Raw genomic sequence first — 15,117 nt, 5'->3', positions numbered from 1 at the left:
CATCGGAATTTAACTCAAACGCCCCGAACGGAATTTTTAGCAAAAAAAAAACCTGACGGAGCTGGTAACGAATCGTTACGCTCCGCCAGGTTTCGCCTTTTGAAAGTGACGCCCTGTGATACTAATTAATAAACTTTAAATCTGAGAAAGTAGCGCCTGATTAATATCAGTAACGCCCAACGAGTCGGAACCCTAAACATAGCATTTTACTTTTTCAATTAAATTATTCTTCAGGTGTGACCTTTATCACTTTTACAGGTAGATATTGGCTGTTAGTGGATAATTTATGCATTCCAGACGGCATCCTTGTTCATAAAAAGTACAGGCAGGGGTTTGTGCTGAGCACGAAACTTGCGCCAAATCACACTTTGAAGACAAAGATTGTACTAAGACTTTACTTATATTGACTGACGCAGCGTTGCGCTATAGTGTCTCGCTAAATGCATGAAGCTTGTTACCGTTCGGCGGGCAAAACAATATTGCGGAACCAGATTTATTCTGGATTCAAATATTTTTTTGCCCGTTTTTGTTTTTGGAGTTTCTGATGCGTATAAAGCAAATACTTAATAATAATGTCGTCAGCTCTCTGGATTCTAATGGTGTCGAAGTTATCCTAACGGGGAAAGCTCTGGGTTTTAACGCCAGCGTGGGTGATGAAGTGAATGTTGCCCATGTCGAAAAAACATTTCATCTACATGATGACAAGGTGAATGACCGCTTCAAAGTGCTGCTGAATGAAGTGCCCGTTGAAATCATTCAGCTGACGGATGATATCGTTAATCTGGCCCGTTCTTCACTGAACTACCCGCTTAGCGAAATAATTTATGTTTCGCTGGCCGATCATTTAAACTTTGCTATCCAGCGTAATAAAAACGGCATGGATTTGGTTTCTCCCTTACAGTGGGAAGTTAAACACTTCTACCGCAAGGAGTATCTTGTTGGCCATCAGGCATTAGCGATAATTGCTTCCTATACCGGGCTGCTACTGCCGGACTCCGAGGCATGCAGTATTGCATTGCATATTGTTAACTCAGGGATGCAGGCACCCGATGGACAGATTATTGAAATAACCAAACTTATCCATCAAATTCAGAGCATTGTAAAATACTGGTTCGGCATTACCTTCGACGAGCAGGGGATCGCCTGGCAGCGTTTTATTACACACGTGAAATTTTTTGCTCAACGTGTTATCGGCGGCATTATTATTGAAAATGACGACGATGACCTGTTTGAGTTTTCGAATAATAAACATGAGAAAGCCTATAGCTGCGTCAACGCGATCGGCGAATTCACCAAAAAGAATTACGGTCATGTCATGACCAATTCTGAAAAACTCTATTTAACGGTACATATTTATAATATTGTAAAACGTCATACAACTTCCATTTAGGCTTGTTACTGTTCAATCAGGCAAACCCCAGAAGGAGAAAGGTGTCCGGTTTAACCGGCAATTGTCTTACTGACCGCTACGGTCTTTATCTGGAGATAACCTTCCGTGGATTATCAAAAAAGCGCTAAACAGATTATTGAACATTTGGGTGGCGAGAATAATATCGTTTCACTGTTTCACTGCATTACCCGACTGCGATTTTATCTTAAGGATAACAGTAAGGTAGACCGCAATGCGTTGGAAAATTTAGACTGCGTCATGGGTGTCAATTTATCTGGCGATCAGTTTCAGATAATCATTGGTAACAAAGTCACGCAGATCTGCAGCGCCATCCAGGCGGAACTGCCGCATCTTAAAAAGAGCGACGACGCGAAGGAAGGCGAAGGTAAAGAGAAAAAGCGCCGTAATCCTGTCTCTTCAGCGCTGGAAATTATCTCCGGAATTTTTTCCCCGATCATTCCGGCAATTGCCGGGGCCGGGATAATGAAAGGCCTGCTGTCGCTGTTTATTTCGTTCGGCTGGGTGGCGAATACTAACCAAACCTACCTGATCCTCTCGGCCATCAGCGACGGCGTTTTTTACTTTATGCCGATCGTTATCGCCTACAGTTCCGGGTTAAAATTTGGCGCAAACCCTTACCTTTCGGTAGCGCTGGCGGCAACGCTGTTTCACCCCACGCTGGTCACGCTGCTGAAGTCGGGCGATCCCGTAACCTTCTTCGATATCCCGGTTTCTGCCGTCTCCTACGCGGGCTCGGTCATCCCGATTATTCTGTCAATATGGCTGCTCAGCTACGTGGAAGGGTTCTTTAATAAGATTATCCCTTCTGCGGTAAAAACCATGTTCGTGCCGCTCATCAGCTTGCTGATCGTCGCACCGGTGATGCTGATTTTCATTGGCCCGGCCGGTATTACCGTAGGTAACGCTTTATCCGGCGGCATTATCTGGCTGGTCGAAAATATGGGGCCACTGGCAGGTATCATCGTTGGCGGCACGCTCTCGCTGATGATTATTACCGGTATGCACTATGTTCTGGTACCGATCATTATCAATAACATCAGCAAGCTGGGTTACGATCCGTTCAAGATTATTATGTACGTGGCGAACTTTGGCCAGGCGGGTGCAGCCTTTGGCGTGTTCCTGCGCAGCCGCAATAAAAAAACCAAAAGCCTGGCCATTTCGACCTCATTCAGTGCGCTGATGGGAGTGACGGAACCGGCGATGTACGGCATTAATATTCGTTTCAAACGTCCTTTTGCAGCTGCGTTAATCGGCGGAGCCTGCGGCGGTGGCGTAGCGTTGTTCTTCGGCGTGAAAGCCTATGCCTATGCACTGAGCGGCTTACCCGGCCTGCCGGCGCTGGTCGGGCCAACGTTTGGCTGGGCGCTGCTGAGCCTTGCCGTTGCCTTCAGCGTTGCCACTACCGCCACGCTACTGCTTGGTTTTGAAGAAAAAGCTGACGGCGACACTGCTAAGACAACACCGGAAAAATCGCCACCTTCTGGCAACGCAGAAACGCTAAAGGCCGGAGTAAGCAATGTCATCATCAGCCAAGATGAGCGTCTTTTCGCCCCGATAGACGGCAGGCTGATGCCGTTAAATGAGGTCAGCGATCCGGTCTTTGCGGATGAGGTTTTCGGTAAAGGCATCGCTATTTATCCCTCAGAAGGCGTGTTGATTTCCCCGGTAAACGGCAAAGTCGGTTCGGTTTTTGCTACCAACCACGCGATTACGCTGGAAAGTGATTCCGGCGCAGAGATCCTGATTCATATCGGCATTGATACCGTCAAGCTCAAAGGCCTGCACTTTACCCGACTGATTGAAGACGGTCAGGACGTTAAAGTCGGCGATCCGCTTATTCGTTTCGATTTAGATGCATTAATTAAAAACGATATCGACCCAAGCGTAATTATTATTGTCACCAATACCGAACGCTATGGCGATATTAGTTTGATGGCGAAGGGCGATATTAAATCACAGGAAGAATTCTTAAAACTTTCCGTTGCGGCTTAAGGAGTAAATAATGACTTTCTCTAAAAATTTCCCCGATAACTTTCTATGGGGCGGCGCCACCGCGGCCAATCAGCTTGAAGGCGCGTTTGATGTTGACGGTAAGGGCCTGTCTGCCTCTGATGTTTTCATTTTTGATATTAATTCACCGAAAGAGCGCTGGCTCGATCAGTGGGCCGGAATGACCCATGCGCAGGTTGCCGAAGCGCAAAATCCTGACAGCAAAAAATATTATCCCAAGCGTCGCGGTAATGACTATTATCACCACTATGAGAAAGATATTGCGCTGTTTGCCGAGATGGGATTCAAGTGTTTCCGCATGTCGATTGCCTGGACACGCCTTTTCCCACGTGGGGATGAAGCCGAACCGGTAGAGGCAGGTCTGGCCTTTTACGATAGGGTATTCGATACGTTGCGCTCCCACGGGATCGAGCCGGTGGTTTCGCTTTCTCATTATGAAATGCCGCTGACGCTGGTAACAGAGTACGGCGGCTGGCCAAACCGCCAGGTGATTGATTTTTACCTGAAGTTTGCCACCACCGTTTTCACCCGCTACCGGGAAAAAGTGAAATACTGGATGACGTTTAACGAAATCAACTGCGTTAAACACCATCCGTACGTCAGCGTCGGCGTGATTGAAGAGAACCACCCTGACCTTGAGCAGGCCAAATATCAGGGTGCACACCACCAGTTTGTGGCCAGCGCGCTCGCCACCAAAGCCTGCCACGAAATCATCCCTGGTTCACAGGTCGGCTGCATGATCAGCTACCAGATCCTCTATCCGCATACCTGCCATCCGGACGATCTGCAGGCCTGTGAGGAAGCCCAGCGCGTGTCATTGTTCTTTAGCGACGTGCAGGCGCGCGGTGCTTATCCGGCGTGGACGGAAAGAATGCTGGCCGCTAAAGGCGTAACGTTACAGATTGAACGCGGCGATGAGGAAATTCTCAAGCTGTATCCTGTTGATTTCGTCTCGTTCAGCTACTACATGTCCAGCACCATCAGCGCGCACCCGGAAAGGCTGGAAGGGGTCAAAGGCAATCTGATCACCGGTGGCATCCGCAATCCGCATTTGCCGGAAAGCGACTGGGGCTGGCAGATCGATCCGAAAGGCCTGCGGCTGGCGCTGAATCAGCTTTATGACCGCTACAAAAAGCCGGTGTTCGTGGCTGAAAACGGCCTGGGAGCTGTGGATAAGGTCGAGCCGAATGGCGAAATCCATGATGACTACCGCATTGATTATCTGCGCCTGCATATTGAGCAGATGCAGGAAGCCATCGCTGACGGCGTTGAGCTGTTTGGCTATACCTGGTGGGGGCCTATCGATATGGTCAGCGCCAGCACCTCACAGATGTCAAAGCGTTATGGCTTTATCTATGTCGATCAGGACGATATGGGAAATGGATCGCTGGCGCGCTCGCGTAAGAAGAGCTTTTACTGGTATAAAAAGGTCATTGCCTCTAACGGTTCCGACCTGAGCAATTAATTCTTAGGAAAGCACGCTACATGGACTGCACCCCAAACGTTGGTTATTCGACGGAGTAAGGTGCAGTTTTTGATTTGAGTATTTTGATTTTCAGGGATACCTGAGTTAATGATTGTCATCAACGTCCTGCTGCCTATTTTTGCCCTGATCCTGATTGGCTATGTCTGCCGTAAAACCCTGCGTCTGGGAGCCACGGCGGCCTCCGAGCTTAACCGTTTTGTGGTCTGGCTTTGCCTGCCTGCCCTGCTGTTTAAATCAACGGCGACGGCAACCCTGAGCCAGATCTGGCATCCGCAGTTTATTGCCGTTTTCTGTCTGAGCACTCTGTCGGTATTTATCGTTACGCTCTTAATACGCTTTCGGGCAAAGAAAAACCTCGCCGAAGCCAGTCTCGATGGTCTGAGTGCCTCCTATGCCAACACCGGGTATATCGGCATCCCGCTCTGCCTGCTGGTCGCCGGACCTGCGGGCCTTGAACCCGCGCTGATTGCCACGCTGATTGTGGTTTGCCTGCTATTTTCCCTGTCGGTTATCTGCATTGAAGTTGCGCTGCAAACGGAAAGCAGCTGGCATCAGGCGGCGCGAAAAGTGCTGATTTCACTGTGTAAAAACCCGCTGGTGGTCTCGCCTATTCTGGGGGCGTGCTGGGGCGTTTCCGGGGCTGAACTTCCTGCCGCTTTATTGCAGTTTCTGACCATGCTGGGTGCGGCAACCACGCCATGCGCGCTGGTTTCGCTCGGCGCGTTTTTAGCCCACAGGCAGACAGGGTCCGGCAGAGGTTCCATGCAGCTGGTCGGGATAAAGCTGATTGTTCACCCGCTCATGACCTGGGTCCTCGCCTTTTATGTGTTTCACTTGCCGCCGCTGTGGGCTAAAACGGCCCTGCTGCTCAGTGCTCTGCCGACCGGCACCGGTCCATTTATGCTGGCGGAATACTACCGGCGTGAAGCGTCCGTTGTATCTCGCGTGATTCTGCTGTCCACCCTCGGTTCGCTGATTACGCTTTCGCTCTGTATTTATCTTATTGGGTAAGTGCGCCTCAACGGCCGCCCGATGGATTTTTCGGACGGCAATCCTTGATACATATAGCGATTCCGCCATCCCAACAGCGTGATTCTGTGGAATAATACCTTTTTGAACGTTTCCCGATGACAGGTAGAGTTTTATGACCTCTGAAAATACGCTGACCATGTACGGCATTAAAAACTGCGACACCATTAAAAAAGCGCGCAAGTATCTGGAAGCCAACAATACCGACTATCGGTTCCATGATTACCGTGCCGACGGGCTGGACGCGGCGCTGCTGGGCCAGTTTATTGCGGTTCTCGGCTGGGAGCCGTTGCTGAATACGCGCGGTACTACCTGGCGCAAACTGGATGAAGCCACGCGCGAAGCGGTGAATAATGCAGCAGCCGCACAGGAACTGATGCTGGCAATGCCCGCAATCATTAAACGCCCGTTGCTCTGCGCCGCAGACGGCTCTATGCTGCTGGGCTTCAGTGAAGCCACGTATCAGCAGTTTATTCAGGAGAAGTGTTAATTATGTATTGTCCGGTCATTGAGTTGACGCAGCAGCTTATTCGTCGCCCTTCCCTCAGCCCGGATGATGCCGGTTGCCAGGCTATTCTCATTGCTCGCCTTGAGGCACTGGGCTTTACCGTTGAGCCAATGAACTTTGGCGATACCCTGAATTTCTGGGCGTGGCGCGGTCAGGGCGAAACGCTGGCCTTTGCCGGACACACCGATGTGGTCCCAACCGGCGATGCCAACCGCTGGATCAATCCTCCGTTCGAACCCACTATTCGCGACGGCATGCTGTTTGGCCGTGGTGCCGCGGATATGAAAGGTTCGCTGGCGGCGATGGTGGTTGCCGCGGAGCGATTTGTTGCCGCACATCCGCGACATAAAGGTCGCCTGGCCTTCCTGATCACTTCCGATGAAGAAGCCAGCGCCGCCAACGGCACCGTTAAGGTGGTTGAGGCGCTGATGGCGCGCAACGAGCGCCTGGACTACTGCCTGGTCGGCGAACCTTCCAGCACCGAAGTCGTGGGTGACGTGGTGAAAAACGGCCGTCGCGGGTCGATTACCGCGAACCTGACTATCCACGGCGTGCAGGGCCATGTTGCCTATCCGCACCTCGCCGATAACCCGGTGCACCGTGCGATGCCTGCGTTGAACGAGCTGGTCGCCACAGAGTGGGATCGCGGCAATGAGTTCTTCCCCCCTACCAGTATGCAGATTGCCAACGTGCAGGCGGGAACCGGCAGCAACAACGTCATCCCAGGTGACTTTTTCGTGCAGTTCAACTTCCGCTTCAGCACCGAACTGACCGATGAGCTAATCAAACAGCGAGTACAGGAACTGCTCGATCGCCACCAGCTGCGCTACAGCATTGAGTGGAAACTTTCCGGTCAGCCGTTCCTCACTTCACGCGGCAAGCTGGTTGATGCGGTGGTTAACGCGGTTGAGCACTATAATGAAATCAGGCCACAGCTTGAAACAACCGGCGGTACGTCCGACGGGCGCTTTATTGCCCGCATGGGTGCTCAGGTGGTGGAGCTGGGACCGGTGAACGCCAGCATTCACAAAATCAACGAGTGCGTGAAGGCCGCCGATCTCCAGCTGTTGAGCCGTATGTACCAGCGCATTATGGAACAGCTGATCGCGTAAGCGTTCTGAGGTGAGGATATGGAATTTTTTAAAGAGTACTGGTGGATCCTGGTGATCCTGCTGATGGTTGGCATTCTGATGAACGTCTATAAGGACTTGAAGCGTATCGACCATAAAAAGTTCCTGGAAAATAAGCCAGAACTGCCACCGCATCGCGACTTCAATCACAAATGGGATGATGAAGACGACTGGCCGAAGAAGAAGTAACCTGCCTTTCACTCACTAATTTATCTGCATCACTCACGAAACGGCTCTGGAATTGCTTCCAGAGCCGCTATTGACGCGCTCATAATTCGACCTATTATGTAGTTACAGGAATGTTGTTACATGGAGCAAGGATGTCCATTTTACACATGCACAATGGGTACCCCTATGAGTGGGATCTCGAGAAAGCCAGACAGAATTTGCATAAACATAGCGTCAGTTTTGAAATGGCCTGCGAAGTTTTTGACGACCGCGATATCCTTTCAGTCAGGGATTACACGGAGAACTACGAAGAAGAAAGGTGGCAGCATCTTGGAAGGGTCAGAGGCTGTACGCTGCTGTTGGTTGTCAGCACCGACCGTGATAATCGCATTCGAATCATCTCCGCCCGCAAAGCTGTGTCAAAAGAGATTAAGAGGTACGAGCAATGGTAACCAAACAGCATCAAATTGATCGATTACTGCAGGTCAAGGATGAGGATATTAACTGCCAGGATGCTCCCGTTCTCTCGGATAATGAGTGGGCTACAGCGGAACGCGGTAGATTTTACCGCCCTCGTAAAGTGCAGAAAACAGTACGCATTGATGCCGATGTGATTCACTGGCTTGAAAGCCAGGGCCCCGGTTACCAGACACGTATTAACAAAATTCTTCGTGAAGCCATGATAAGCGAAACTAAATAAATCCAGCCAGGCCATCAGGCCTGACTGAAAATATTACATCAGCGCGATCACATCATCATCACCCGGCCGCCCGCCGCCAAGCGCTTCATCAAAGTAGCGGCGCGGCACGGTAAACTGCAGCCGCTCAAGCGCCATCTGCATCGCCCGGTCATCTACGGCATGCGTTAAATCGTCAACGATATCCAGCGTGACGTCACCGCCAATTGCCGTTAATCGCTCCTGCGCATCAACCGCATGCGTCAGCGGAACGGTAACGTCGTTATCACCGTGGATCAGGTGGATGGTGGTCCGCGTACTCGCTTTCTGCGGTAAAGCCGCATAGCGACCGCTGAAGGCCACAACCCGACCGGCCAGATCCGGGCGCTGAGCAACGGCCTCGAGGATCATCGTGCTGCCCTGGGCGAAACCAATCAGTGCGGTGGCCTCGGCACGCACGCCGTTCTGCTGCTGATGTTGGCGCACGGCGTCGATAAAGCCGGGCAGCACGGCGGCTACGCGGGCCTGCTCATCTTCGCTGCCTGACGCGGGATACCAGTGGCTATCCGGCTCGGGCGCGCCAATACTGACCACCTGCGCCCGCGGGAAGGCTTTGGCAAACTCAGTACCGATCTGTGCCATCGCCACCGGTTTATCCCCGGCTGCGTGAAACAGTAAAAACAGCTGAGTGGCCGGAAGCGACGGGCTATGTACAACAACGTGGTCATATTTCATGGTGCTCTCCTTATTCGATAAAGCGATCATACGCCTCTTACCGACGGAGAAAACGGCAGATTTTTGACAGAGATGTTGGATTTATTGCAACAAGATAACCCGCTGCTGCCAGATCAGCGCCCGTTCAGCATCAATGATCGCCAGCGCCCGCTGAGCTTCGGCACGCCACGCCAGTAGCAGCGCCTTACGCCCGGCAAGACGATACTGGCGGCATATTTCCGTCGCAGATTGTCGCTGTAGCAGCGCGGCACAGAGCAGCGGCGCACTTTCCGGCATCAGCTGCGCCAGCCGCCCCAGCGCGGCAAGACTGGCTTCAAACGGTCGGTGAGCCCAGGCGAAACCCGCCAGCTCACACCAGTCGTCCTTATTCAGCTGACCATCACCCGGCTGCAGGTTTAGCGGCAGCGTGTTATCTTCCAGCAGATGGCTTAACCAGTAACCCTCGCGCTCAAGCCGGAGTACGGCACGCGCCAATAATGCCCGGCCGGCATCGCTGAGCGGCAGGATCGCCATCGCCGCATAGCAACCACTGCTGGCTTCCCGCTGAGTGCCAAAGCGCACCAGTTGGAAGCCGCAGCGCTGCCAGAATCGCCACAGATCGGTGGTGAAACCAAAGCTGACCGAAAGGAAATCCAGTCCCTCGCTTTGCTCACGGCAGATCGCAATCAGCCGCTGGCCACAGCCCTGTCCACGCCGCGGCGCGCTTACCGCAATACGGCTGATGCGCCGCGATCGTAACTGTGCCGCTTCGGGCAGTCCGGCATGCGCCGCCAGCGACTGCGCCACCAGATTGCCGCGCGGGCGGCGGTATCCGGCCCACACCGCCCAGGCCAGTTCGGCGGATAGCCCGCCTTCATCAACAGCCCAAAGCGCACCCTGCACGGCTTCGCCCTGAAGCGCGGCGGTAAAATGCATGCCCGGCGCGTCCATCATCCGTCGCAAATCCAACGGCGAGGTACGATAGTGGGCGCTGGTCAGCAGCTGATAGACGGCGGCCATACGATCGGGCTGACGCGTCCAGTCGTCCTGCTCCAGCGCCTGATAAACGATATCCCCCTGCCTCACCGGTGACTCAGCGTCGTCAAACAGCAGCGCTTCGCCAATGAGTTCTTCCAGCGGATCGTTTTTCGCCCAGCGCAGCGGCATATCCAGCTGATAGTATTTCACCTGCGGCAGCGAGGCGCAGAACTTCAGCAGGAAACCGCGCCCGGTTCCTTCGTAACCCTGAACGGTGGTGGTGAGCAGCACGCGGGGGTATAGCAAAACCAACTGCCGTAGCAGCGGTGCGGGGATCGCAGCGGCTTCATCTATCAGCAACCAGTCGGCATGATGCAGCCCTGCCTCGGCCAGCAGGCGATCCGGGGCGATAAAGGCATAATTATCTCCGGCAAAATCGGCCAGCACCGCCGTCGAAACCTTCGCAGGCGCGGTCACCAGACAGCGCCCCGGCCAGCGAGCTGCCAGCATCCCCGCCAGCGCGGATTTGCCTCGTCCGCGCGGTGCCGTCAGCACCGAGACGCCCGGTTCGCTTTGCAATAAGGCGCTGATGATCTGCTGCTGTTGCTGGCTGTCGCTGTGCCATGCGGGAGTATTGACCAGCGGCGGAAGGTTCAATGGCTGATACTGACGCCAGACGGCAACGCGATCGTCGGCCAGCAGGAGCTGCTGTAGCCGCTGTACAAAGCGCGTGCTGGCAAGGGGAGCATCACTCTCACTCCAGCGCTGTGCGTCAGTATCCGCCTGCTGCGGCCAGCGCTGCCACTCGGGAACCAGCAGCAGCAGCCAGCTTCCCGCTTTCAGGGTTCCGGCCAGCGCCGCCAGCGCTTCGGCATGAAAACCTGAGCGAGCATCAAATACCGCGTGCTGAAATTCCCGCCCCAGCAGTGTACGCATCGCGCCCGGCAGGCAGTTCAGTTCACTACGCGGCGTTTCGCCCACCCACAGCCAGTCGCCGGGGAGTTGATTTATCCAGCGAGCCGCCTGCTGTTCCGCCCACTGCCCTTCACCGCTAATGACCAGTAAGCGACGCCAGCCCTGCCGCAGCAGCTGTGCGGTGGCTTCCATTTCCGTCATCTTCGATCAGCCTGCAAAGGTGTTGCACTGGCCGGGATCGCCGCTGTCGAAGCCCTTTTTAAACCAGCTATAGCGCTGCTTAGAAGTCCCGTGAGTGAAACTGTCCGGCACTACGCGCCCCTGACTTTGCTGCTGTAAACGATCGTCGCCAATCGCTTCAGCAGCATTCAGGGCCGATTCGAGGTCACCGGTTTCCAGTATATTTTGCTGCTGCATATAGTGGCCCCAGACGCCGGCGAAACAGTCCGCCTGCAGTTCCATTTTTACCGACAGTTGATTGACGGTTTTCTGACTGGCCCCCTGCTGCATCTGGCGTACTTTGCTGTCGATGCCGAGTAAATGCTGCACGTGATGACCTACTTCATGAGCAATGACATAGCCCTGAGCGAATTCACCACCGGCGTGCAGTTTGGTTTTCATCTCGTCGTAGAAGGAGAGGTCGATATACACTTTGCTGTCGGCAGGACAGTAAAACGGCCCCATCGCCGACTGCCCACGCCCGCAGGAGGTCGACGTCTGTCCGCGATACATCACCAGCGTAGGCGGGCGCCAGGTTTCACCCATCTGCTTAAACAGCTGCTGCCAGGTATCTTCGGTCAGCGCAAAAATCGTGCGGCTGAACTTTGCGGCTTCATCATCGTTAGCGCCCACTCGCTGCTGGCTGGATGACTGCGTTAATGAGCTGCCGTCACCGGTTATCAGCGGCGTCAGGTCGTAGCCAAAGAAGCCCGCTCCGACAACCACCACCAGCAGGATAATGCCCGCCTTGCCGCGCGGCAGCCGAATGCCCCCGCCGCCTGCCGAACCCGACTGGTTACGGCGATCTTCCACATTGTCGCTCTCGCGACGTCCCTGCCAGCGCATAGGCGGCCTCTTATCTGTAAAGGGTCAACACATTGAATATGTCGATTTTAGTCGTGCGGCAGGCGGAAAACCAGAAAAGTGAACTTCAGGCAGGGACCATACAAAAGGCCAGGATAACCTGGCCTTTAAAGAAAGCGTGCTTTTTCAGGGGCTGAAGCGCCCCCTGGCAGGAATCAGTCGAGCTTCACGCCCAGACGAGTCGCCACTTCTTCGTACGCTTCAATCAGGCCACCCAGGCTCTGACGATAGCGGTCTTTGTCCATCTTGTTCAGGGTGTCTTTATCCCACAGGCGCGCGCCGTCCGGGGAGAATTCATCACCCAGCACCACTTCACCGTTAAACAGACCAAACTCCAGCTTGAAGTCAACGAGGATCAGGCCCGCGTCGGCAAACAGCTTGCTCAGCACGTCGTTAGCTTTGTAGGTCAGGTCGCGCATTTTCGCCAGGTTTTCTTTGCTGACCCAGCCGAAGGTTTCGCAGTAGGATTCGTTGATCATCGGATCGTGTTTGGCATCGTTCTTCAGGAACAGGTCAAACAATGGCGGATTGAGGATCAGACCCTCTTCAACGCCCAGACGCTTCACCAGTGAACCGGCAGCACGGTTACGCACCACGCATTCAACCGGCACCATATCCAGCTTTTTCACCAGCGCTTCGTTATCCGACAGCAGGGCTTCCATCTGGGTTGGGATTCCGGCTTCCTGCAGCTTGGTCATAATGAAATAATTGAACTTGTTGTTAATCATTCCTTTACGATCAAACTGTTCGATACGCTCACCGTCCAGCGCTGACGTATCGTTACGGAATTCGAGTACCAACAGATCCGGGTTTTCGGTGCTGTAAACGGTTTTCGCTTTGCCGCGATACAACTCAGCTTTCTTTTGCATCTTGTTTAACTCCAACGTGTATCCCCTGAAAAATCGACGGGGTAGAGAACGGTTACTGTCCGGGCCGCCTTCGGCGACCCGCTAAAAATTTTCTGCCGGGCGAATTATATGTTCTGCGCGTAAAAAACCGAAGCAATCGTTTACGCAGCGGTAAATAAAAAGGCCGGGAGAGATTCCCGGCCTTCGGATTTACTTAAATGCCGCCTGGAAAACGGCGACCAGCGCGTCGTTTTGCGACTGCGTTAGCGGATGTCCTTTCGGATCGAGGAACTGCAGGCTACTACGGTTATCCAAATCACCGATCTGGAGTTTGTAGTTACCGTTGGTCAGCTCAGGATCTTTCGCTCCCAGCGCATCCCAGGTGCTGCTGCCCGGCGCTTTGTAGGTGACGTTCAGGCTACCCTGCGAACGGTTGCTGTCGGTCACTTCCATGCCTACACGATTCAGCGTTGCCGGCAGGCGCTGCCAAACGGCGTTGAACGGCGCACGTACGATCAGATTCGGCAGGCCGGTATCATCGGCACCGCTCTGCACGTCGATCTGAGTCACGCTGCGGTTTGCCGCGGCATCTTCACGGGTGGTTTCAATCTTATCCAGTTTGGTACTGATGTCGTTCAGCATCTGCGCGGTGTAGCGCTGAAGCTGGATCGGCGCAGTCACGCTTTTGCCTTCCTGCTCAAGCTCCAGCAGCTTCACGTTCAGCACCTGCTGATAGCCCTGCTGCTGCACGCTCAGCTGGTAACGGCCACGATACTGATTGTCTTCATCAGCACGGTTCCACTGTACCCAGTCGGTGGTCAACGTCTGATTGCCGTCCTGACGGTCAACAATCGGATAGTTGTAGGACTGAACGGCACTGACGACCTGCGGCCAGATTGAACCGGTGCGTGAATCCACCAGCAGCGTACCAGTATTACCGGCAAACTGAGTGCGCGTACCGTTCATCAGCGCCAGCGTTTGCGCCGGTGGACGAATATCAAGTTGCTTACCCACCTGCCCTTTATCGCTGACGTTCGGGATATCAAATTCACCGTTTTGCAGCGGCAGGATCATGCCAGCAGGAGCGTGCAGATCGCTGAGATCGGCTGCCTGCAGGTAGGATTCGTCACCGCTAACCTGACGCTTGTAACGCTGATCGTTAGAACATGCTGCCAGCAGCATCACTAACGACAGTCCCACCACTTTCGCTACCGTGGACTTTTGTACTGAGTAAGCCATCAATTCTCCCTAGATTTACAGCAGGCCGGCGTTTTTAAGAGCCTGCTCTACAACCGGACGACCGGCATCGGTCAGCGGCGTCATTGGCAGACGCAGCGTGTCGGTTGCTATTAATCCTAACTTTTTCGCGGCCCATTTGACCGGAATAGGATTGGGTTCAACAAACAGCTTCTGATGCAGCTGCATCAGGCGCTGGTTAAGGCGGCGCGCTTCAGCAAAGTTACCCTGCTGCGCCAGAGCACAAAGCTCTGCCATTTCGCGCGCGGCGATATTCGCCGTTACGGAAATAATCCCGTGTCCACCCAGATGCATGAAGTCCAGTGCCGTCGCGTCATCGCCGCTAACCAGCACGAAATCTTCATCAACCAGCTCTTGGATCTGACTTACCCGTGATAAGTTCCCGGTAGCCTCTTTGATTCCGATAATATTTTTAATTTTCGCCAGGCGACCAACGGTTTCCGGCAGCAGATCGCTTCCCGTGCGCGACGGCACGTTGTACAGCATCTGCGGCAGCTCGGTACTTTCCGCGATGGTTTTGAAGTGCTGATACAGCCCTTCCTGCGTAGGACGGTTGTAATACGGCGTCACGGTCAGGCAGCCGACAACACCGGATTTTTCAAAACGTTTAGTCAGAGAGACGCCTTCCGAAGTGGCGTTTGCGCCGGTCCCGGCGATGATTGGGATACGGCCATCGGCCAGCTCCAGCGTCAACAGCACCACATCACCATGCTCATCATGGCTAAGGGTGGCAGACTCACCGGTGGTCCCTACAGAAACAATTGCCGATGTACCGCTGGCAACATGATAATCAATCAGTTTTTTCAGACTCGCACGGCAGACATTACCTTTGTCATCCATTGGCGTAACGAGTGCTACAAGACTTCCCGTAAACATTGGCGATCCCCTCGACAAACAAGTGCTT

At 53.7% G+C, this 15,117-nt stretch carries 15 protein-coding genes; 9 read left to right on the top strand and 6 right to left on the bottom strand.

Annotation, left to right across the window (positions count from 1 at the left end):
- Positions 1-544 precede the first annotated feature (544 nt).
- From licT to IBT47_RS22440, 9 genes are all read left to right on the top strand, one after another.
- Positions 545-1,390, top strand: coding sequence for a BglG family transcription antiterminator LicT (gene licT / locus IBT47_RS22480; RefSeq protein ID WP_200545562.1), 846 nt, complete (start codon positions 545-547; stop codon positions 1,388-1,390).
- 105 nt (positions 1,391-1,495) lie between these two features.
- Positions 1,496-3,403, top strand: coding sequence for a beta-glucoside-specific PTS transporter subunit IIABC (locus IBT47_RS22475; RefSeq protein ID WP_200545563.1), 1,908 nt, complete (start codon positions 1,496-1,498; stop codon positions 3,401-3,403).
- Between the two features lie 10 nt (positions 3,404-3,413).
- A complete protein-coding gene (locus tag IBT47_RS22470; protein WP_200563134.1) occupies positions 3,414-4,886 on the top strand; it encodes a glycoside hydrolase family 1 protein in 1,473 nt (490 codons plus the stop codon).
- 108 nt (positions 4,887-4,994) lie between these two features.
- Positions 4,995-5,918, top strand: a complete 924-nt coding sequence (locus tag IBT47_RS22465) for an AEC family transporter (protein ID WP_200563133.1) — start codon at positions 4,995-4,997, stop codon at positions 5,916-5,918.
- Positions 5,919-6,051: 133 nt separating this feature from the next.
- On the top strand, positions 6,052-6,426 hold the full coding sequence (locus IBT47_RS22460; protein ID WP_200545566.1) for an ArsC family reductase: 375 nt from the start codon (positions 6,052-6,054) through the stop codon (positions 6,424-6,426).
- Between the two features lie 2 nt (positions 6,427-6,428).
- Positions 6,429-7,556: a succinyl-diaminopimelate desuccinylase gene (gene dapE / locus IBT47_RS22455; protein WP_200545567.1), complete on the top strand. Its 1,128-nt coding sequence runs from the start codon at positions 6,429-6,431 to the stop codon at positions 7,554-7,556.
- 18 nt (positions 7,557-7,574) lie between these two features.
- Entirely contained in the window at positions 7,575-7,763 is a 189-nt protein-coding gene (locus tag IBT47_RS22450) for a YpfN family protein (protein WP_105593265.1), read from the top strand.
- Between the two features lie 131 nt (positions 7,764-7,894).
- Complete coding sequence (locus IBT47_RS22445; RefSeq protein ID WP_200563132.1) at positions 7,895-8,194, top strand: BrnT family toxin; 300 nt, start codon at positions 7,895-7,897, stop codon at positions 8,192-8,194.
- Positions 8,188-8,442, top strand: coding sequence for a BrnA antitoxin family protein (locus tag IBT47_RS22440; protein ID WP_200563131.1), 255 nt, complete (start codon positions 8,188-8,190; stop codon positions 8,440-8,442). The genes IBT47_RS22445 and IBT47_RS22440 overlap by 7 nt, the downstream gene beginning before the upstream one ends.
- A gap of 33 nt (positions 8,443-8,475) precedes the next feature.
- Here the strand turns inward: IBT47_RS22440 and ypfH are convergent, their stop codons facing one another.
- The 6 genes from ypfH to dapA form a co-directional block, all read right to left on the bottom strand.
- Positions 8,476-9,153, bottom strand: coding sequence for an esterase (ypfH, locus tag IBT47_RS22435; protein WP_200563130.1), 678 nt, complete (start codon positions 9,151-9,153; stop codon positions 8,476-8,478).
- A gap of 81 nt (positions 9,154-9,234) precedes the next feature.
- A complete protein-coding gene (locus IBT47_RS22430) occupies positions 9,235-11,226 on the bottom strand; it encodes a tRNA(Met) cytidine acetyltransferase TmcA (RefSeq protein WP_200563129.1) in 1,992 nt (663 codons plus the stop codon).
- 6 nt (positions 11,227-11,232) lie between these two features.
- Complete coding sequence (locus IBT47_RS22425; protein ID WP_200545571.1) at positions 11,233-12,090, bottom strand: neutral zinc metallopeptidase; 858 nt, start codon at positions 12,088-12,090, stop codon at positions 11,233-11,235.
- 173 nt (positions 12,091-12,263) lie between these two features.
- Entirely contained in the window at positions 12,264-12,977 is a 714-nt protein-coding gene (purC, locus tag IBT47_RS22420; RefSeq protein ID WP_200545572.1) for a phosphoribosylaminoimidazolesuccinocarboxamide synthase, read from the bottom strand.
- A 189-nt stretch (positions 12,978-13,166) separates the two neighbouring features.
- Entirely contained in the window at positions 13,167-14,195 is a 1,029-nt protein-coding gene (gene bamC, locus IBT47_RS22415) for an outer membrane protein assembly factor BamC (protein ID WP_200563128.1), read from the bottom strand.
- A gap of 15 nt (positions 14,196-14,210) precedes the next feature.
- Entirely contained in the window at positions 14,211-15,089 is an 879-nt protein-coding gene (gene dapA / locus IBT47_RS22410; RefSeq protein WP_200563127.1) for a 4-hydroxy-tetrahydrodipicolinate synthase, read from the bottom strand.
- Between the last annotated feature and the right edge of the window lie 28 nt (positions 15,090-15,117).

This window comes from Erwinia sp. S43 (assembly GCF_016624745.1).
Lineage (GTDB): Bacteria > Pseudomonadota > Gammaproteobacteria > Enterobacterales > Enterobacteriaceae > Erwinia > Erwinia coffeiphila.
The sequence above is the reverse complement of the archived record's forward strand: the minus strand, read 5'-3'. Positions and strand labels throughout refer to the sequence as shown.